Here is a 20735-nt window from a genome sequence, read left to right on the forward strand (position 1 = left end):
GTTAACTTGCCAAAATATCGTTATCAGGCAGAAGGACATCATGAAAAAATTAAAAATTGCCATGGGCAAGGCCTGCCCGCAAGCATTCATCACTACCCGAGAGTTCACATCACTCGACACGACAAACTTTGTTGACGTCGCCGCCATTGTACTGAGTTATGCTGAACTGAACGATACTGTATTAAAGCGTATTCATACCACCGGATATTCAATACCCATTTTTGTTACTCTTGCATCAGAGCAAAACATTAATGAGAAATATTTGGCATCTATTACCGCTATTTTCTCAGAGAAACCAGAAGCGGCAGAATATCAGGGCCGACAGCTGGAAACTGCCGCACAGAAATATGAAAGCCAGCTACTGCCACCTTTTTTCCACGCGCTCGTCGATTACGTTGAGCAAGGGAATAGCGCCTTCGATTGCCCTGGGCACCAGGGCGGGCAATTCTTTCGCCGTCATCCTGCGGGAAATCAGTTTGTCGACTATTTTGGTGAAACGCTTTTTCGCTCAGACTTGTGTAACGCGGATGTCGCAATGGGCGATCTGCTCATTCATGAAGGTGCCCCCTGCACCGCGCAGCAGCATGCCGCAAAAGTGTTCAATGCTGACAAAACCTATTTCGTTCTGAATGGCACGTCCTCATCAAATAAAGTCGTGCTCAACGCACTTCTGACGCCGGGCGATCTGGTGCTTTTCGACCGTAACAACCACAAATCAAATCACCATGGCGCACTGCTGCAAGCAGGTGCAACGCCGGTGTATCTTGAAACTACGCGTAATCCTTACGGCTTTATTGGCGGCATTGATGCCCACTGCTTTGAAGAGCGTTATCTGCGTGAATTGATCGCCGAAGTGGCGCCAGCACGTGCGCAGGAAAAACGCCCCTTCCGCCTGGCAATTATTCAACTCGGGACTTACGATGGCACCATCTACAATGCACGTCAGGTGGTCGATAAGATTGGCGGACTCTGCGACTACATTCTCTTTGACTCAGCGTGGGTTGGCTACGAACAATTTATTCCGATGATGGCTGACTGCTCGCCACTGCTACTGGAACTCAACGAAAACGATCCGGGTATTCTGGTGACTCAGTCTGTCCATAAACAGCAGGCCGGCTTCTCGCAAACGTCTCAGATCCACAAAAAAGACAGCCACATCAAAGGGCAATCGCGCTACGTTCCCCATAAGCGTTTGAACAACGCATTTATGATACATGCCTCCACCAGCCCGTTCTATCCGCTGTTTGCGGCACTGGACGTCAACGCGCAGATGCATAAAGGCGAGAGCGGTAAAAAGATGTGGATGGATTGCGTGAAGAATGGTGTTGAAGCCCGCAAACTTATCCTTAGCCGCTGCCGCCACATTCGCCCGTTTGTACCGACGACCATTGACAGTAAGCCGTGGGAAAGCTGGGATACCGACGTTATTGCCAACGACCTGCGTTTCTTCCAGTTTGTGCCAGGTGAACGCTGGCATGCCTTTGAAGGCTATGCGGATCATCAGTACTTTGTTGACCCTTGCAAACTGCTGCTCACCACGCCGGGTATCAACACACAAACCGGCGAGTATGAAGCGTTTGGCGTCCCCGCTACGATTCTTGCCAATTTCTTGCGCGAAAATCATATTGTGCCGGAAAAATGCGATCTGAACTCGATTTTGTTCCTCCTGACGCCAGCAGAAGACTTGCCCAAACTGCAACAACTGGTTGCGTTGCTGGGACGGTTTGAACAATTGCTCGAAGAAGATGCTCCTCTTGCTGAGGTTTTACCGTGCCTGTACAAACAGCACCAACAACGTTACGCCGGATACACTCTGCGCCAGCTGTGTCAGGAGATGCATGATCTGTATGCGCGTAATAACGTTAAACAGCTGCAAAAAGAGATGTTCCGCAAAGCACATCTGCCCCGTGTTGTTATGAGCCCTCAGGAGGCCAACTATGCCTACCTGCGTGGTCAGGTTGATTTGGTTTCTCTGCGTAATGCTGAAGGACGCATTGCGGCTGAAGGCGCCCTCCCTTACCCACCGGGCGTCTTGTGCGTCGTTCCTGGTGAGATCTGGGGCGGTGCGGTGCTTCGCTATTTCGCCGCGCTGGAGGAAGGTATCAACCTGCTGCCGGGCTTCGCACCGGAATTACAGGGCGTTTATATTCAGGAGCATGAAGGCCGCAAAGCGGTGTGGTGTTACGTGATTAAAGAGAGTTAACCTGCGCGACACGCCAGTAAAAAAGGAGCCTTTCGGCTCCTTTTTCACAATCGATCAGATTACGCGTTTTTCAGCACTTCACTAACAATCTCAACCGCTTCTTTCTCAATCTGCTTGCGATGCTCTTCACCCAGGAAGCTCTCGCAGTAGATTTTATATGCGTCTTCCGTGCCTGACGGACGCGCGGCAAACCAGCCGTTATCGGTCATCACTTTAAGACCGCCGATAGATGCGCCATTACCCGGTGCAGCCGTCAGACGTGCGGTGATAGGGTCGCCTGCCAGCGTGCTGGCGCTCACCATCTCTGGAGAGAGTTTTGACAGCGCCGCTTTCTGTGCAGAAGTCGCGCCCGCTTGCAAACGGTTGTAGCTTGGCGCGCCGAAGCGTTTAGCCAGCTCGTTGTAATGCTCTTGCGGGTTTTTGCCGGTGACGGCGGTGATTTCCGCAGCCAGCAAGCACATGATGATGCCGTCTTTATCAGTCGACCACGGCGTGCCGTCGAAGCGCAGGAACGATGCCCCGGCACTCTCTTCGCCGCCAAAGCCGAAGCTGCCGTCAAACAGGCCATCAACAAACCATTTGAAGCCCACCGGCACTTCCACCAGCTTACGGCCCAGATCGTTCACCACACGGTCGATCATCGCCGAAGAGACCAGTGTTTTGCCCACGGCGACATCTTTGCCCCACTGCGGACGATGCTGGAACAGATAGTTGATGGCAACCGCCAGATAGTGATTCGGGTTCATCAGACCCGCAGGCGTGACGATACCGTGACGGTCGTAGTCCGGGTCGTTGGCGAACGCGAGGTCAAACTTGTCGCGCAGCGCCAGCAGGCCCGCCATTGCGCACTCGGAGGAGCAGTCCATACGGATGGCGCCATCTTTGTCGAGATGCATAAAGCGGAAAGTCTGGTCAACCTGGTCGTTAACAATGGTCAGGTTCAGGTTGTAGTGTTCACCGATACGTTTCCAGTATTCGATACCGGAACCGCCCAGCGGATCGACGCCCAGCGTCAGGCCCGCTTTCTGGATAGCCGCCATATCGACGATATCCGCCAGCCCTTCGATGAAGGGTTGTACCAGATCCCTCTCTTTCACATGGCCGGACGCCAGCGCGGCATCCAGAGAAATACGTTTCACGCCTTTCAGGCCATCGGCCAGCAGCGCATTGGCGCGATCTTCCACCACTTTGGTGACGTTAGTATCGGCCGGGCCACCGTTAGGCGGATTGTATTTGATACCACCGTCTTCCGGGGGGTTGTGAGACGGCGTAATCACGATACCGTCTGCCAGTGGGCCACCTTTTTTGTTGTGAACCAGAATGGCGTTTGACACCGCAGGCGTCGGCGTAAAGCCGTTATTTTCCTGCACAATGACATCCACACCGTTTGCCGCCAGCACTTCGAGCACCGAGATAAACGCCGGTTCAGAGAGCGCGTGGGTATCTTTACCGACGAAGCAAGGGCCGGTAATGCCGTTTTTCGCACGATCTTCGGCGATAGCCTGCGCGATCGCCAGAATATGAGGTTCATTGAAACTCTGGCGCGCCGCGCTGCCACGGTGTCCGGAAGTACCGAACTTCACTGCATGCTCTGCGTTACCCACTTCCGGTTTCAGCACATAGTACTGAGAGGTCAGTTGGGCGACGTTAATCAAATCACTCTGTTGTGCAGGCTGGCCCGCACGGTTATGGATTGCCATTGCTTGATCCTTCTTATGCAAGGGTTAGATTGTGCCGCATACCTTTTCGATTAATTCAGCGGGGAACTGCATGGTTTGCATGATGTGTTCCACCATACTGCATTTACGACCGGTATTGGTATTCGTGATTACCCAATATGGGGTTTCCGGTACCTGTTTCGGTTTAGTCTGATTACCGTTTTTCAGCAGGGTTTGCTCGTTGGCGGCAAAGTAGACACGCGTGCGCCCATGAAGCGATTCCGTCGCTTCGGCAAACGCGTTGTTATCCAGTTTGTAGAGCGTCGTCAGGATCAGCATAAAGCGATTGACGGCTTTTTTCTGCTCGGCATATTCGTCAGAGAGCAGCAGTTCACGCATAGCACGAACTTTGTCTTTCGCGGTTTTAACCGGTTTTACCTCGGCAACTGGAGCAACCTGAGCAGGCGCGACTTCAGCTTTGGCAACCGGAGCAGCAACAACAGGTTGTGATGCGGCGGAAAACTTCAGCATTCGCCGTAAAATGTCGGATGCGCTCTCGCCAATGTGCAGTGTGTGGGCGGCAATATAGCGATAGAGTTCGTCATCAACTTCGATCGTTTTCATCTTAATCCAGTGCAATAATTTTTCTGAATACAAGTTGCTGGGATTATATGTTCAAAACCCAACAGCGGATAGCGTCATACCAGGATAGCGGCAAAAATGGGATAAAAATCGTATCTTGCCCCTGAATGTGAGAATGTCCAACATAATACCCTAACCCGACAGAGCGAAAAAAAGAACTTTGCTATGAAATTGAATACCCGAGCGCAATCTGCACAAAACCTGCACAATAATTCCCCCATCATGCTCGTTCACGGCCTTTTTGGCAGCCTTGATAACCTCGGCGTGCTGGCACGCGACCTGGTGACCGACCACGATATCCTGCAAGTCGATATGCGTAACCACGGTCTTTCGCCGCGAGCAGATGAGATGAACTACCCGGCGATGGCGCAAGACTTACTGGATACCCTCGACGCCCACAACATTGAGAAAGCCACGGTGATTGGTCACTCGATGGGCGGTAAAGCGGTGATGGCCCTGACCGCCCTGGCCCCGGAACGTATCGAGCATCTGGTCGCTATTGATATCGCGCCGGTGGACTATCATGTGCGTCGCCACGATGAGATTTTTGCGGCGATTAACGCCGTCACCCGCGCGGGCGTCTCCTCACGCCAGCAGGCCGCAACCGTCATGCGCGAATTTTTAGCCGAAGAAGGCGTGATTCAGTTTCTGCTGAAGTCATTTGTTGACGGCGAGTGGCGCTTTAATGTGCCGGTGCTGTGGGATCAATACCCGCACATCGTCGGCTGGGAGACGATTCCGGCGTGGGATCAGCCGGCACTGTTTATTCCCGGGGGGAATTCGCCTTACGTTACCGAAGCTTACCGTGACGACCTGCTCTCGCAATTTCCGCAGGCGCGTGCACATGTTATCGCTGGTGCCGGTCACTGGGTGCATGCTGAAAAACCGGACGCGGTACTGCGCGCCATCCGCCGTTATTTAGCAGACTGATTAAAAACTCAACGACCGCGCGCCATTATGGCCGTGGTCGTTGGCGTGTCGGTTGCACTGATGTATGATTGCGCGCTGTCTGCACCGGGCGTTTCCCGGTAGCTTGTTTCCCCGAAGTCACTCTGAATCATGGCAAAAGAACAAACGGACCGCACGACAATTGATTTGTTCGCAAATGAGCGTCGGCCGGGAAGACCCAAAACCAATCCGCTTTCGCGTGACGAACAGCTGCGCATCAATAAGCGTAATCAATTAAAACGCGATAAAGTTCGCGGTCTGAAGCGCGTCGAACTGAAACTCAATAACGACGCGGTAGATGCCCTGAACGAACTGGCAACCGCGCGCGATATGAGTCGCAGCGAGCTTATCGAAGAGATTCTGATGAGCCAGTTAGCCGTGCTCCGCGCGCAGGAAAAGCTCTGAAAATTACGTAAAATCCCGCTTTCATGTAGCAGAGTGTGCAGTCCGGTACGATTGCTGATTCCGCACCCTTCTCTGTTCTGCTATGATTGCCCTTATCTGTGGGCAATACGCCACCACCATATCATTAAGTTTCAAGAGGTTATTTAACTCATGGCAATCGTTGGCATTTTCTTTGGTAGCGACACCGGCAATACCGAAAATATTGCAAAAATGATTCAGAAACAGCTTGGTAAAGACGTTGCCGACGTGCATGACATTGCCAAGAGCAGCAAAGAAGACCTGGCTGCATTCGACATTCTGCTGTTAGGTATTCCGACCTGGTATTACGGTGAAGCCCAGTGCGACTGGGACGATTTCTTCCCGACTCTGGAAGAAATTGATTTCAATGACAAACTTGTTGCACTGTTCGGCTGCGGCGACCAGGAAGACTACGCGGAATACTTCTGTGATGCGCTGGGTACTATCCGCGACATCATTGAACCGCGCGGTGCGACCATCGTCGGCCACTGGCCAACGGCCGGTTACCACTTCGAAGCCTCTAAAGGCCTGGCCGATGACAATCACTTCGTGGGTCTGGCTATCGATGAAGACCGTCAGCCGGAACTGACCGCTGAACGTGTAGAAAAATGGGTTAAACAGATTTCTGAAGAGCTGCATCTGGAAGAGATTAAAAACGCCTGATGTTTAATGCGGCGTGATTGTTAAATCGCGCCGCATTAATAGGTAGAAGCAATCAAAATAATAGCTACAATTTTTTAACTTTTGAGCGTAAATCTGTACAATATCTTCTGAATTTAGCGAGTTTGCAGGTCAAGCCTCGTTTTCGATATCTTTATTCGCCCAGGTCTTGCTGTTTTCATTTAGAAGGCGTCATTCTATAATGAGACGCATTACACTCGGTGCACTCTCTGTGTTACTTCCGCGTTTGGAAGTCAATCGTTTAGCAACAGGACAGATTCCGCATGACTGACAACAATACCGCATTAAAGAAGGCTGGCCTGAAAGTCACACTTCCCCGGTTAAAAATCCTGGAAGTGCTTCAGGAACCAGACAATCACCATGTCAGTGCGGAAGACTTATACAAACGCCTGATCGACATGGGTGAAGAGATTGGTCTGGCGACCGTCTATCGCGTTCTCAATCAGTTTGATGACGCTGGCATCGTTACACGCCATAATTTTGAAGGTGGCAAGTCCGTTTTCGAACTGACTCAGCAACACCATCACGATCACCTCATTTGCCTCGACTGCGGCAAAGTTATCGAATTCAGCGATGATTCCATCGAAGCCCGCCAGCGTGAAATCGCTGCGAAACACGGGATCCGCTTAACCAACCACAGCCTGTACCTGTATGGTCACTGCGCTGAAGGTGACTGCCGCGAAGATGAACACGCGCACGATGGCGTAGAGAAGTAATTATCTTCAGGATTCTGTAAAGCCAACCTTCGGGTTGGCTTTTTTATTGGTGTGTACTTCCTTTTTCTCACTTCCCTCTCCGCTAATGTTGCTTTAATGTAAAATCCCCCACCTTTTGGAGAGTGAGATGGAGCTTCGCCAGTTACGCTATTTTGTCCGCATTGTCGAAACCGGCAGCATGGGTAGTGCGGCCCTCGATCTGAATATTGGCGTTTCGGCACTTAGCCAGCAGATGACCCGACTGGAAAACGATCTCGCCATTCGTCTGTTGCAGCGGACGTCACGCGGTGTGACGCCGACCCATGCGGGTTTAGCTTTTTTCTCACAGGCACAACTGGCTATCCGCCATGCCGATGATGCGATTCTCGCCGCCAGAGAAGCACGCCTTTCCGGACACGTCAGCGTAGGCATGGCACCCAGTACCGCCTCTATTCTCGGTATCCCCTTCATGAAAGCCATGCGTGAAAGCTACCCCGACGTGCGTCTGCATGTTGTCGAAAGCCTTTCCGGCAATCTGGAGCGAATGATAAATACCCGTCAGATTGATTTAGCCATTGTCTTTCAAAAGGAAAAAATCGTTCGCTGGAGCGCCAGGCCTATCCTGGAAGAGCGACTGTTTCTCATTGCCCACCATACCCTGCTTGATAACATTGCCGATGACACGCTATCACCGATACAGCTGTCTGGTATCCCCCTCATTATGCCGAGCCTGGGCCACGGACTGCGTGGGAGATTAGAAACAATGGCCAGGGAACACGCCATACATCTTGATATCGTCTCAGAGATTGATGGTCTTGCCTTGTTAATGCAGGCCGTGCGAAACGGTCTGGGGGCCACGCTTCAGCCTGGCGCTGCCGTTTCGCATCTTGATAATGAAGTCTTGAGAGTGATCCCGATCCACAATCCTATACTTAGCCGCCCCAACTTTCTGGTCAGTTTATCGGATAATGAATTGACCCCCGCAGGCCTTGCCACCCGCGTCGTACTCACCAAAGTCATGCGTGAACTCGTTCAGGAAGGAGAGTGGCCGGGCGCAACGCTTTACCTTAACTAAACCCCTGTTTAGCAACCCAGCATAGCGCTCTTGCAAATTAGCCATGTACATTTCAATTACAAATTTAACAAAAAGTTAAAGTGTAATGAGGTTGAAGATGGTTGATGTTCTGGTGATCGGCGGCGGAAATGCCGCCTTATGCGCCGCCCTGACGGCTCGCGAAGCGGGTGCTTCGGTGCTCATGCTGGAAGCGGCACCCCGCCAGTGGCGCGGAGGAAATTCGCAACACACGCGTAATTTACGCTGCATGCATGACGCGCCACAGGACGTTCTGGTAGAGAGCTATCCCGAAGAGGAATTCTGGCAAGATCTGCTTCGCGTCACGGAAGGTAACACCAACGAAGCGTTGGCCCGACTGGTGATCCGTACGTCATCCGAATGCCGCGACTGGATGCGTCGGCATGGCGTTAACTTTCAGCCGCCCCTTTCCGGCGCGTTGCACGTCGCCCGCACGAATGCCTTTTTCATGGGCGGAGGCAAAGCCCTCGTCAACGCCTACTATCGCAGCGCCGAAAATCTGGGCGTGGAAATACGTTATGACACGCCTGTGCAGGCTCTGGAGCTTCAGGACGGAGAATTCGTTGCCGCACTGGCAGGAGACGAGCGAATTGAAGCCAGATCTTGCGTGCTTGCCGCTGGAGGTTTTGAATCCAATCGCGAATGGCTGCGCGAAGCATGGGGGGAAAACGCGCGAGGAGAATGGCCTGCCGACAACTTTCTGATCCGCGGGACACGGTTTAACCAGGGTGTACTGCTCAAATTTATGATGGATAGCGGCGCGGATATCATCGGCGATCCCTCCCAATCCCACTGCGTAGCGATTGATGCCCGTGCGCCACTTTACGACGGCGGCATTTGTACGCGTGTTGATTGTGTATCGTTGGGCATCGTCGTCAGCCGCGACGCGCAACGTTTCTATGACGAGGGTGAAGATTTCTGGCCGAAACGTTATGCCATTTGGGGGCGTCTGGTCGCTCAACAGCCTGGGCAGATTGGTTATTCCATTATCGACAGTAAAGCGATCGGCCATTTTATGCCCCCTGTTTTTCCCGGAGCTCAGGCGAACACGTTAGAAGAACTCGCCCGTCAACTGGGCCTTGACGCGACCCGTTTTGCCAGGACAGTGACCCAATACAACCAGGCATGCCAGCAAGGACAATTTGATCACACCACGCTCGACAACTGTGCCACCGAAAATCTTATGCCACCAAAATCGCATTGGGCGCGGCCAATCGACACGCCCCCCTATTATGGCTACGCCCTCAGACCCGGGATCACTTTTACCTATCTTGGGCTTCGGGTTAACGATCGTGCGGCGGTTCATTTTGCCGGGCGCCCAAGCCGGAATCTGTTTGTCGCAGGGGAAATGATGGCCGGAAATGTGTTGGGTAAGGGGTATACCGCAGGCGTCGGCATGTCCATCGGGACAACTTTCGGGCGCATCGCAGGGAAAGAAGCCGCGCTGGCGGCAAAACGGGAGGTGCGCAATGAAGCAGCTTGAGAAACTCATTATTGAGGCGAAAATACTGACCGAACCTGAAGCAGAAGTTGAACGGGTGATGCAGGTGTGTAATGCCTGCCGCTATTGTGAAGGTTTTTGCGCGGTATTTCCGGCGATGACCCAGCGGCTGGCGTTCGGCAAAGCGGATATCAACTATCTTGCTAACCTATGTCACAACTGCGGTGCCTGCCTGCACGCTTGTCAGTATGCGCCACCCCATGAATTTGCTATCAATGTGCCAAAAGCCATGGCGGAAGTGCGCCTGGAGACCTATCAACATTATGCGCAACCTGCTGCGTTCGGAGCACTCTATCGTCGGGCCGGGCTGACCGTAACTCTGGCCCTGGCTTTCGGTCTGGTACTCTTTTTACTTCTCGCGATGGCATTGAAGGGGCAGCTTACACACCCTCCGCTTGCCGGCGATTTTTATCAAATCTTTCCCCATAATTTGCTGGCGTGGATGTTTGGTTCGGTTTTTGCCATAGCGGTAGCGTTACTCATGGCGGGAATCATACGTTTCTGGCGAGAAATCACACCGGGCGCTCCGCACGTCAGAGATATCGCGAAAGCCTCTCACGACGCCCTCACCCTGAAATATCTTGATGGCGGCCATGGCAAAGGCTGCAACGAAGCAGACGATGCCTTTACATTGCTGCGCCGTCGCTTTCATCACTTCACTTTTTACGGATTTATGCTCTGTTTTGCCGCCACGCTTGTCGCCACGGCTTATCACTATATTGCCGGTTGGGAAGCCCCCTACCCCTTCTTTAGTGCGCCGGTCATACTCGGCACCCTTGGCGGGCTGGGACTGCTTATCGGCCCGGCAGGGTTACTGTGGCTGAATTTTCGCCGCTCACCTTTGCATGGCGATCCGCGACAAAAGCCGATGGATCGAGGATTCATCATGCTGTTATTACTCACCAGCCTCACAGGCCTAGGGCTGCTGGCGGTAAGAGATACGACGTGGATGGGGATCCTGCTTGCCATCCATCTCGGGGTCGTAATGGCGCTTTTTTTAACCCTACCCTATGGAAAATTTGCCCACGGATTTTACCGGTGCGCGTCTTTACTCAAGTGGGCTATTGAGAAGCGACGCGGAATACAGGCGGGAGTCGCTGGCGACTAACCCACAAACGCTTACCTCTATAAAAACAAGATGAAGACACTGGAGAGCAGACCCAATGACACAACCTACCTCACGCGCCGGCACGTTCGGCGCCATCCTCAGAGTCACAAGCGGTAATTTTCTCGAACAGTTTGACTTCTTTCTGTTCGGCTTTTACGCCACGTATATCGCGAAAACCTTTTTCCCGGCGGAAAGTGAGTTTGCTGCGCTCATGCTGACCTTTGCGGTTTTCGGCTCAGGTTTCATGATGCGGCCAATCGGCGCTATTGTATTGGGTGCCTATATAGACCGAATTGGCCGGCGCAAAGGGCTGATGGTTACGCTCGCGATCATGGGCTGCGGTACATTACTTATCGCGCTGGTTCCGGGGTATCAGACAATCGGTGTACTTGCACCGGTTCTGGTGCTGATTGGACGCTTGTTGCAAGGATTCTCCGCAGGTGTGGAATTGGGTGGTGTCTCGGTTTATCTCTCAGAGATAGCCACGCCGGGTAATAAAGGCTTCTATACCAGTTGGCAATCCGCCAGCCAGCAGGTTGCCATCGTTTTTGCGGCACTGATTGGCTACGCCCTGAATGCAACACTGGGGCACGATGCCATTTCAGAGTGGGGCTGGCGAATTCCGTTCTTTATTGGCTGTATGATCATTCCTCTTATATTCGTTCTGCGCCGTTCGCTTCAGGAGACCGAGGCGTTTTTACATCGTAAGCATCGCCCGGATACCAAAGAAATTTTTACAACGATCGCGAAAAACTGGCGAATCATTACTGCCGGCACACTGTTGGTCGCAATGACAACAACGACGTTTTATTTCATCACTGTCTATACGCCAACGTATGGCCGGGCGGTACTGAATCTCAGTGCGCGTGACAGTCTGATCGTCACCATGATAGTTGGTATATCGAATTTTATCTGGTTGCCCATTGGCGGCGCGATATCTGACAAGATTGGACGTCGTCCCGTATTGATGGGCATTACATTACTGGCGTTGTTCACTACCTGGCCCGTAATGCAGTGGTTGACTGTGGCACCTGATTTTACGCGTATGACGTTGGTATTACTCTGGTTTTCATTTTTCTTCGGTATGTATAATGGTGCAATGGTCGCCGCACTCACCGAAGTGATGCCGGTCTATGTCCGAACAGTTGGCTTTTCACTTGCTTTCAGTCTCGCTACCGCCATTTTTGGTGGCCTCACGCCGGTTATTTCAACGGCATTAGTTCAGTTGACTGGCGATAAGAGCGCCCCTGGATGGTGGCTCATGTGCGCCGCCTTGTGCGGGCTTGCCGCCACGGCGATGCTGTTTGTTCGCCTCAGCCGGGATTATCAGACGGCAGAAAATAGACTCTAAGAGAAAAACGGGCGGCGATTTTCTTCCGCCCGTAAAAACCTGTCTCGTCGATTTATTTTGCGGTATTGTTGCTGCGAATTTCCTGCCAGATTAAACCGCAATCTTTCTTCACGGCCTGATCGTTACCGGTTTTTCGCGCCAGAATACACGCCTGATAATCACTTACCCGTATGGTCTCCTGATTGGCAAACTGCTGATGCGCCTTCTCTTGCTTCAGCACGTTCAGCACCTGCTGGCAGGCCTCAATTTTTTCCGGCGAGCCCTCGGCGGTATTGATACAGGCGCTATACGCTTCTTTTAAACGGGTATCTTCTTTGGGTGCTTCAGACTGCGCGCAGCCCGCCAGCGCCGCGACAAGCGCGGTCATCATCATCATTTTTTTCATGTTATTAGCCTTATACGACACGGCGGGCTCTGCGGCCCGCCTGAGTACTTATCAGAAGATGGTGAACGGTGCGATAACCATGAATTTCACGTCACGCTCATCCTGGAAGATGTTGCCGTAACCGCCGCCCCAGCTCGGGATATCGGAGTGGTTGTCGTACTGGGTGAAGTGCAGTTTGAACAGCGTGCCTTTCGCGCGGCCTTCCTGTACGGTATACGCCACGTCGAAGCTGTAAGAAGACTCTTCGATGGTTCTGTTTTTGTCGTAGTATGCATCCGGGTTGATCTGCCAGGTAGACGGTTTGGCGTCCCAGGCATAAACGTATGATGCCCCCACTGCCCAGCCCGGCAGGTTCCAGTTCTTCAGGTCATACATTGCACCAAAGAACACCGCTTTTTCGCCGTTGGCGTTGAAGTCAGAACGGTTATCCCACCAGATATCCAGACGACCATTTGAGGAGGCGTAGGTTGGTGTCATACGCTGCAGGAAGTAGCCCTGCTGGCCTTCAGCCTTAACCCATGTCCCTTCCAGGCGCAGGTCAACCTGCCCCACTTTGTAACCGAAGGTCAGCGCCTGCAACCACGCGGTGCCATCGTAAATATCGTTTACAGAGCGATCATCGACTTTATCGCGGGTACCGTAGAACTGATAGCTGGTAGACAGCGGGCTACCGGCGATATCAAATTTGTAGCTGGCTTTGGCGAAGTACTGATCGACATAGCCTTCTGCCTGACCAAATGCCGCTTCCAGCACCAGGTCATTTTTGAAGTCATATTTCATACCGATGGAGTGCAGATAATCGACTTTCGTGCGTTTATCGTTCTGGTAGAAATTATCCATTTCGATATGCCATGGGGCCTTATATTCATTGGTCCACATGTAGGAGAAGCTCAGCGCACCGGCATCATCAAAGTCAAAATTCGCTCCGGCTTCCGCGCCCTGATAAGTACCCGGCATAAAGCTCCAGTGCGGCGCTAACAGCGTTTGACCGGTTGGCTGAATATAACCACCGCGCGCCCAAACCGGGCCGTACTTAAATTTCGCAGCGGCTTTATAAAGGCTTACACCGCTTTTATCGCCGGAGTAATCTTCCGAGTAGCCTTTATTTTTAGAAGAGAACGCAATTTCGTTCGGGTGACCGCTTTCTGAGGATTCTGCCATTTCGATAGCGGTAAATGCGGCAATATCGAGGCCGAACATATCAGCGGCATAGCCGGACTGGAAATCGAGGTTGGCGTTCCAGGTGGAGTGAGAAAGGTTGGTTTTATATTTGTCGTTATCGGTCACATCTTTACGGTCACGCTCACGCTGCCAGTAATAGATGCCGCCCGTTAGCGTGGAGTCATCAATAAAGCCTGCTGCACTCGCCTGGGGAACAATAACCAGGCCCGACATTGCTGTGACACCGGCAATAGCCAGCGCCAGCGTACTACGTTTGCCACTGAACGTACGCATATGTGTATCCTCTTTGACTTTTAAAATGCCGCCGCAAAGCAGAGGCTAAAAATAAAAAACAGATAAAAAAGTAGCGTGGTGAAAAGCACCTTTTGCTACAGGATTAGATTATTTTTCGCGACGCGAATTATCAATCCTTTTTCGCAAGCAAAACGCAGGACTATGACAAAGCGCACATATTTCGTTGCGTCTTGTAACAAATGCGATTTATTAACATTAAGCGGCGCAACGCCTTATCTCATCAGGGGAAAATGTTAATAGCGTAGGTTGCGGGGATGTATCTGTATGAAATGATGCAAACGGGTGATGCCTGCATAAAAAAGATTAATTCGCATCGCGAATATGAGAGATAAAAAAAACGCCGCAGAGGCGGCGTTTTTTTCGCAAACAGGGGATTACTCGCCTGCTTTCGCCCAGGTGTCGCGCAGGCCAACGGTGCGGTTGAACACCAGTTTTTCTGCGGTAGCGTAGCGGCTGTCGAGGCAGAAGTAACCTTCACGCTCGAACTGATACGCTTTACCGGCAACAGCGTCTTTCAGGGACGGCTCAGCAAAGCCCTGCTTGATTACCAGCGATTCCGGGTTCATCACCGACAAGAAATCTTCCGCCGCGCCCGGGTTCGGCACACTGAACAGACGATCGTACAAGCGGATTTCAACCGGCAGCGCGTGTGCTGCGCTCACCCAGTGAATAACGCCTTTCACTTTACGGCCATCTGCCGGATCTTTGCTCAGGGTATCGGCATCGTAAGTACAGAAGATAGTGGTGATGTTACCTTCTGCATCTTTCTCTACGCGTTCTGCTTTAATCACGTAAGCATTACGCAGACGCACTTCTTTACCCATCACCAGACGCTTGTACTGCTTGTTGGCTTCTTCGCGGAAGTCAGCGCGATCGATCCAGATCTCGCCGCTAAACGGCACTTCACGGCTGCCCATTTCCGGTTTGTTCGGATGGTTCGGCATGGTGACCATTTCGCCTTCGCCCTGGTAGTTTTCGATAACCAGTTTCACCGGATCGATCACCGCCATTGCGCGCGGGGCGTTTTCGTTAAGATCTTCACGAATGCAGGATTCCAGCGACGCCATCTCAATGGTGTTGTCCTGCTTGGTCACGCCGATGCGTTTGCAGAACTCACGGATAGCGGCGGCGGTATAACCACGACGACGCAGACCGGAAATGGTCGGCATACGCGGGTCATCCCAGCCTTCAACGTGTTTTTCCATGACAAGCTGGTTCAGCTTGCGCTTGGACATCACGGTGTATTCCAGATTCAGGCGCGAGAATTCGTACTGGCGCGGGTGAACCGGAATAGAGATGTTGTCGAGCACCCAGTCATACAGTCGGCGGTTGTCCTGGAACTCCAGGGTACACAGGGAGTGCGTAATACCTTCCAGCGCATCGCTGATGCAATGGGTAAAGTCGTACATCGGGTAGATGCACCACTTGTTGCCGGTCTGGTGGTGCTCGGCAAATTTAATACGGTACAACACCGGGTCGCGCATGACGATGAACGGCGACGCCATGTCGATTTTCGCGCGTAGGCAGGCTTTACCTTCTTCAAAACCGCCGGTACGCATTTTTTCAAACAGCGCCAGGTTCTCTTCGACGCTGCGGTCGCGGAACGGGCTGTTTTTACCCGGCGCAGTCAGGGTGCCGCGGTATTCGCGGATCTCTTCCGGTGACAGTTCGTCAACATAGGCCAGGCCTTTGTTGATAAGTTCTACCGCGTACTGGTGCAGTTGATCGAAATAGTCTGAGGAGTAGTGAATATCACCAGCCCAGTGAAAACCTAACCACTCGACGTCGTGCTTAATCGACTCGACGTATTCGATATCTTCTTTTACCGGGTTAGTGTCATCAAAACGCAGGTTGCACAGGCCCTGATAGTCCTGCGCGACGCCAAAGTTCAGGCAGATCGATTTCGCATGGCCGATGTGCAGATAACCGTTCGGCTCAGGCGGAAAACGGGTATGGACTGTGGTGTGCTTCCCACTGGCCAGATCTTCATCGATGATCTGACGAATAAAGTTACTCGGGCGGGCTTCAGCCTCACTCATCGTGGATTCCTCAAAAGCGTAAATAACGTATAACGGCGTATGATCTTATAAGCCGGACGCAGAGACAACCCTTAACTTACAGAAAATGCGTCTTTGAAGAGGAATATGGGGATCATTTGCTGCAAAAAAAAGCGGCGGAGGATAGTCCCCCGCCGCTTAAGGCAATCGCGAACTCAGGAGCGATTATTTACCTTTAATTTCATACAGCGCTGTTTGCCCTGCGACGACATGACCCTGCGCCTTAATCACCAGGCCGCTGAAGTCGTCGATGTTGCTACACACCACCGGGCTAATCATTGAACGTGCATTGGCGTTCAGGTAGTCGAGATCCATTTCCAGAACCGGCTGACCTGCTTTCACTTCTGCACCCTCTTCCACCAGGCGAGTAAAGCCCTGGCCGTTCAGCGCAACGGTATCGATACCCATGTGGACAACGATTTCCGCGCCTTTCTCGGTTTCCAGGCAGAACGCATGGTTGGTGTTAAAGATTTTAACGATAGTGCCCGCCGCCGGGGAAACCACGGTTTTATCCGTTGGTTTAACCGCAACGCCGTCACCTACCGCTTTGCTGGCAAAGGCTTCGTCTGGCACCTCTTCCAGCGCCACCACGTCACCGGTGACCGGGGAAACCAGCTCGGCAATCACGGTGCTGTTATTGGGCACAGCTTGCGGTTTGGCCGCAGGCGCTGCTGCCGGTGCCGCAGTGGCTTCTGCCGCCGCGACCGGGCCTGTGGTTTTCATCGCGTTGGCGATTTTCTCTGCCACGAAGCCAACGATAATCTGCACGCTGGTTTTGTTCAGGCGAATCACGCCGGATGCGCCCAGACGTTTCGCCATCGCGTCGTTCACCAGAGAAGAGTCTTTCACGTTCAGACGCAGACGGGTGATACAGGCATCAATGCCGGTCAGGTTGTCAGAACCGCCAATCGCGGCGATGTACTGACGCGCCAGGCCGGAAACATCCTGCTCTTTATCGCTGCCTACATTGGTGTCCTGACCATCCGCTTCGCTGCCGGCAACCGCCAGCTCGCGACCCGGGGTCATCAGGTTGAATTTGGTGATGGTGAAACGGAACACCACGTAGTAGATAACGAAGAACACCAGGCCCTGCGGGATAAGCATCCACCAGTGTGTCGCCAGCGGGTTACGCGAGGAGAGCACCATATCCACCAGCCCGGCGCTGAAGCCGAAACCGGCAATCCACTGCATGCTGGCCGCGATGAACACGGAGATACCGGTCAGGAAGGCGTGGATCACGTACAGTACCGGTGCCACGAACATGAAGGAGAACTCCAGCGGCTCGGTGATCCCGGTGAAGAATGCCGCGAAAGCCCCCGCCATCATGATACCCAGCACTTTCGCTTTGTTCTCAGGACGCGCGCAGTGATAGATAGCCAGCGCGGCACCCGGCAGGCCGAACATCATGATTGGGAAGAAGCCCGCCTGATAACGACCGGTGATACCGACTACCGCTTTACCCGCTTCGATAGACTGTGCGCCACCGAGGAAGTTAGGAATGTCGTTAATGCCCGCGACGTCAAACCAGAACACGGAGTTCAGCGCGTGGTGCAGGCCAACCGGGATCAGCAGGCGGTTGAAGAAGGCGTAAACGCCCGCACCAACGGAGCCCAGCTTCTGGATGTGCTCACCGAAGTTCACCAGACCGTCGAAAATCACCGGCCAGATGTACATCAGAATAAAGGCGACCACGATCATCACAAAGGAGGTCAGAATCGGCACCAGACGGCGACCGCTGAAGAACGACAGCGCCTTCGGCAGCTCAACGCTGCTAAAGCGGTTGTAGAGTTCCGCAGAGATAATACCGACCAGAATACCCACGAACTGGTTACTGATCTTACCGAACGCCGCCGGAACCTGGTCCGCCGGGATTTTTTGGATCATCGCCACTGCCGCCGGAGAACATAACGTAGTCAACACCAGGAAGCCTACGAAGCCAGTCAGCGCCGCAGCACCGTCTTTATCTTTCGACATCCCATAAGCCACACCAATGGCAAACAGGACGGACATGTTATCAATAATGGCCGAGCCAGACTTAATGAAGAACGCGGCAAGGGCGTTATCGCCACCCCAGCCGACAGGGTCGATCCAGTAACCAACCCCCATCAAAATTGCCGCCGCAGGCAGCGTGGCGACCGGCACCATCAGGGCGCGACCGACCTTTTGTAAATAACCTAGAATACTCACTTTATTCCCCCTATGAGACCCCGTTAGGCTCACGCTTTGCTGTTTTTTATAGTGTTACAACTGATAAGTACGACGAATTATTCATTGACATGTGGAGTGTGTGAAAAATTAATTCGTATCGCAAATTAAACACCCTTTTTTTGTGATTTTTGTCACCAAATATCGCTATACCCCCTCCCTTTTGCTGGCTAACTCGCAAAACTTATTTTATCATTCAAAAAATCAAAGCGGATTGACCCCTTGTTACCGCGAAAGTGCGTTACGCTTTAAGATAAGCATTCGTCAATCCACGACCTTTTTAAATTAACTATTGAGGTGAACAATGAGACTGATTCCCCTGGCTACAGCAGAACAAGTGGGCAAATGGGCCGCGCGTCATATCGTTAACCGCATCAACGCGTTCAACCCGACCGCCGATCGTCCGTTCGTGCTGGGTCTGCCGACTGGCGGCACGCCGCTGACTGCCTATAAGGCACTGGTAGAAATGCATAAAGCGGGCCAGGTTAGCTTCAAACACGTTGTAACGTTCAACATGGACGAATACGTGGGCCTGCCGAAAGAGCATCCGGAAAGCTATCACAGCTTCATGCACCGTAATTTCTTCGACCACGTGGATATTCCGGCTGAAAACATCAACCTATTGAATGGTAATGCCGCAGATATTGACGCAGAATGCCGTCGTTATGAAGAAAAAATTCGTTCTTACGGCAAAATCCACCTGTTTATGGGCGGCGTGGGCAACGATGGTCACATCGCGTTCAACGAACCGGCCTCGTCTCTGGCTTCCCGTACCCGTATCAAAACTCTGACACACGAAACCCGCGTGGCGAACTCCCGTTTCTTTGACGGCGACGTCTCTCTGGTTCCAAAATATGCGCTGACCGTTGGCGTGGGCACCCTGCTGGACGCGGAAGAAGTGATGATTCTGGTGTTGGGCAACCAGAAAGCTCAGGCGCTGCAGGCGGCCGTAGAAGGCAACGTCAACCATATGTGGACCATCAGCTGCCTGCAGCTGCATCCGAAAGCCGTTATGGTCTGCGATGAGCCGTCTACGATGGAGCTGAAAGTGAAAACGTTGAAATATTTCAACGAACTGGAAGCAGAAAACATCAAAGGTCTGTAATGTATTATCGCCCTGCGGTATGTGCAGGGCGCTTTTTAGAAACCCGGGGGTCGTAATGTATGCATTAACTCATGGTCGGATTTACACTGGCCGCGAAATTCTGGATGACCACGCGATTATTATCGCTAATGGCCTTATCGAACGTCTCTGCCCGCTGGCAGAATTACCGTCAGATATTGAACAACGTTCAGTCAACGGCGCCATTATTGCCCCTGGTTTTATCGACGTTCAGCTGAACGGCTGCGGCGGCGTGCAGTTCAACGATACAGCAGAAGCCGTAAGCGTTGAAACGCTGGAAATCATGCAGAAAGCCAACGAAAAATCGGGCTGCACCAGCTATCTGCCAACGCTTATCACCTGTAGCGACGATCTTATGAAACAGGGCGTGCGCGTGATGCGCGAGTACCTGGCCAAACATCCTAATCAGGCGCTGGGCCTTCATCTGGAAGGGCCGTGGCTGAACATTATTAAGAAAGGCACCCATAACCCGGTCTATATCCGCAAGCCAGAAGCCTCGCTGGTCGACTTCCTGTGCGAAAACGCGGACGTGATTACCAAAATCACCCTGGCCCCGGAAATGGTGGAGCCTGAAGTTATCCGTAAACTGGTTGCCGCAGGGATCGTGATTTCTGCGGGTCACTCCAATGCGACGCTGGAAGAAGCCAAAACCGGCTTCCGCGCGGGCATTACGTTTGCCACCCACCTTTATAACGCGATGCCGTACATCAGCGGCCGCGAACCGGGTCTGGCGGGCGCCATTTTTGACAATGCCGATGTCTACTGCGGGATCATCGCTGATGGCCTGCACGTCAACTACGCCAACATCCGTAACGCCAAACACCTGAAAGGTGAGAAACTGTGTCTGGTTACGGACGCCACTGCGCCGGCAGGTGCAAATATTGATCAGTTCATTTTTGCTGGTAAAACAATATACTACCGTAACGGTTTATGCGTAGATGAAAACGGTACGTTAAGCGGCTCCTCTCTGACCATGATTGAAGGCGTTCGCAACCTGGTCGAGCACTGCGGCATTGCACTGGATGAAGTGCTGCGTATGGCGACACTCTACCCGGCTCGCGCAATTGGCGTTGATGGGCATCTGGGTCAGATTGCCCCGGGCATGACCGCAAACCTGACCGCGTTCACGCGCGATTATAAAATCACCAAGACCATCGTTAATGGTAACGAGGTCGTTAACTGAGTA

At 52.6% G+C, this 20735-nt stretch carries 17 protein-coding genes; 11 read left to right on the plus strand and 6 right to left on the minus strand.

The genetic code is table 11. From position 1 onward, the window contains the following. The first annotated feature begins 40 nt into the window (after positions 1–40). Complete coding sequence (gene speF, locus ACOXYR_RS14850; protein ID WP_421356249.1) at positions 41–2203, plus strand: ornithine decarboxylase SpeF; 2163 nt, start codon at positions 41–43, stop codon at positions 2201–2203. Between the two features lie 59 nt (positions 2204–2262). On the opposite strand, the gene pgm is transcribed toward speF, so the two are convergent. Both pgm and seqA read right to left on the minus strand, forming a co-directional pair. Continuing rightward, the gene (pgm, locus tag ACOXYR_RS14855; protein ID WP_113857503.1) at positions 2263–3903 is read right to left on the minus strand and encodes a phosphoglucomutase (alpha-D-glucose-1,6-bisphosphate-dependent); all 1641 of its coding nucleotides are present in this window, start codon (positions 3901–3903) and stop codon (positions 2263–2265) included. 24 nt (positions 3904–3927) lie between these two features. Then, complete coding sequence (seqA, locus tag ACOXYR_RS14860) at positions 3928–4485, minus strand: replication initiation negative regulator SeqA (protein ID WP_015965343.1); 558 nt, start codon at positions 4483–4485, stop codon at positions 3928–3930. Positions 4486–4668: 183 nt separating this feature from the next. On the opposite strand from seqA, the gene ybfF reads away from it, so the two are divergent. The 8 genes from ybfF to tcuC all read left to right on the plus strand — a co-directional run bounded on the left by ybfF (position 4669) and on the right by tcuC (position 12303). Further along, positions 4669–5433 (plus strand): esterase, encoded by a 765-nt coding sequence (gene ybfF / locus ACOXYR_RS14865; RefSeq protein WP_421356250.1) that lies wholly within the window; start codon positions 4669–4671, stop codon positions 5431–5433. A gap of 129 nt (positions 5434–5562) precedes the next feature. After that, complete coding sequence (ybfE, locus tag ACOXYR_RS14870; protein WP_015965345.1) at positions 5563–5856, plus strand: LexA regulated protein; 294 nt, start codon at positions 5563–5565, stop codon at positions 5854–5856. A 150-nt stretch (positions 5857–6006) separates the two neighbouring features. Next, entirely contained in the window at positions 6007–6537 is a 531-nt protein-coding gene (gene fldA / locus ACOXYR_RS14875) for a flavodoxin FldA (RefSeq protein WP_113857505.1), read from the plus strand. Between the two features lie 281 nt (positions 6538–6818). Continuing rightward, positions 6819–7271 carry a ferric iron uptake transcriptional regulator gene (gene fur, locus ACOXYR_RS14880; protein ID WP_013367108.1) on the plus strand — a complete coding sequence of 151 codons (453 nt, stop codon included), beginning with the start codon at positions 6819–6821 and terminating at the stop codon, positions 7269–7271. 127 nt (positions 7272–7398) lie between these two features. Further along, positions 7399–8325 carry a tricarballylate utilization LysR family transcriptional regulator TcuR gene (gene tcuR / locus ACOXYR_RS14885; protein WP_113857506.1) on the plus strand — a complete coding sequence of 309 codons (927 nt, stop codon included), beginning with the start codon at positions 7399–7401 and terminating at the stop codon, positions 8323–8325. Positions 8326–8422: 97 nt separating this feature from the next. Then, a complete protein-coding gene (gene tcuA / locus ACOXYR_RS14890) occupies positions 8423–9826 on the plus strand; it encodes an FAD-dependent tricarballylate dehydrogenase TcuA (protein WP_421356251.1) in 1404 nt (467 codons plus the stop codon). Continuing rightward, positions 9813–10952, plus strand: a complete 1140-nt coding sequence (tcuB, locus tag ACOXYR_RS14895; RefSeq protein ID WP_421356252.1) for a tricarballylate utilization 4Fe-4S protein TcuB — start codon at positions 9813–9815, stop codon at positions 10950–10952. The genes tcuA and tcuB overlap by 14 nt, the downstream gene beginning before the upstream one ends. A gap of 55 nt (positions 10953–11007) precedes the next feature. Beyond that, complete coding sequence (gene tcuC / locus ACOXYR_RS14900; RefSeq protein ID WP_421356253.1) at positions 11008–12303, plus strand: MFS transporter; 1296 nt, start codon at positions 11008–11010, stop codon at positions 12301–12303. A 52-nt stretch (positions 12304–12355) separates the two neighbouring features. Here the strand turns inward: tcuC and chiQ are convergent, their stop codons facing one another. The 4 genes from chiQ to nagE all read right to left on the minus strand — a co-directional run bounded on the left by chiQ (position 12356) and on the right by nagE (position 18408). Beyond that, positions 12356–12688, minus strand: coding sequence for a ChiQ/YbfN family lipoprotein (chiQ, locus tag ACOXYR_RS14905; RefSeq protein WP_108473911.1), 333 nt, complete (start codon positions 12686–12688; stop codon positions 12356–12358). A 51-nt stretch (positions 12689–12739) separates the two neighbouring features. Next, positions 12740–14143: a chitoporin ChiP gene (gene chiP, locus ACOXYR_RS14910; RefSeq protein WP_108473912.1), complete on the minus strand. Its 1404-nt coding sequence runs from the start codon at positions 14141–14143 to the stop codon at positions 12740–12742. Between the two features lie 395 nt (positions 14144–14538). Beyond that, positions 14539–16203: a glutamine--tRNA ligase gene (gene glnS / locus ACOXYR_RS14915; protein ID WP_189623407.1), complete on the minus strand. Its 1665-nt coding sequence runs from the start codon at positions 16201–16203 to the stop codon at positions 14539–14541. Between the two features lie 183 nt (positions 16204–16386). After that, on the minus strand, positions 16387–18408 hold the full coding sequence (gene nagE / locus ACOXYR_RS14920; protein ID WP_407732333.1) for an N-acetylglucosamine-specific PTS transporter subunit IIBC: 2022 nt from the start codon (positions 18406–18408) through the stop codon (positions 16387–16389). A gap of 322 nt (positions 18409–18730) precedes the next feature. On the opposite strand from nagE, the gene nagB reads away from it, so the two are divergent. After that, entirely contained in the window at positions 18731–19531 is an 801-nt protein-coding gene (gene nagB / locus ACOXYR_RS14925; protein WP_015965356.1) for a glucosamine-6-phosphate deaminase, read from the plus strand. 55 nt (positions 19532–19586) lie between these two features. After that, complete coding sequence (nagA, locus tag ACOXYR_RS14930) at positions 19587–20732, plus strand: N-acetylglucosamine-6-phosphate deacetylase (RefSeq protein WP_421356254.1); 1146 nt, start codon at positions 19587–19589, stop codon at positions 20730–20732. Positions 20733–20735: the final 3 nt, after the last annotated feature.

This window comes from Pseudocitrobacter faecalis, from assembly GCF_965231525.1.
In the GTDB taxonomy this organism is placed as follows: domain Bacteria; phylum Pseudomonadota; class Gammaproteobacteria; order Enterobacterales; family Enterobacteriaceae; genus Pseudocitrobacter; species Pseudocitrobacter faecalis.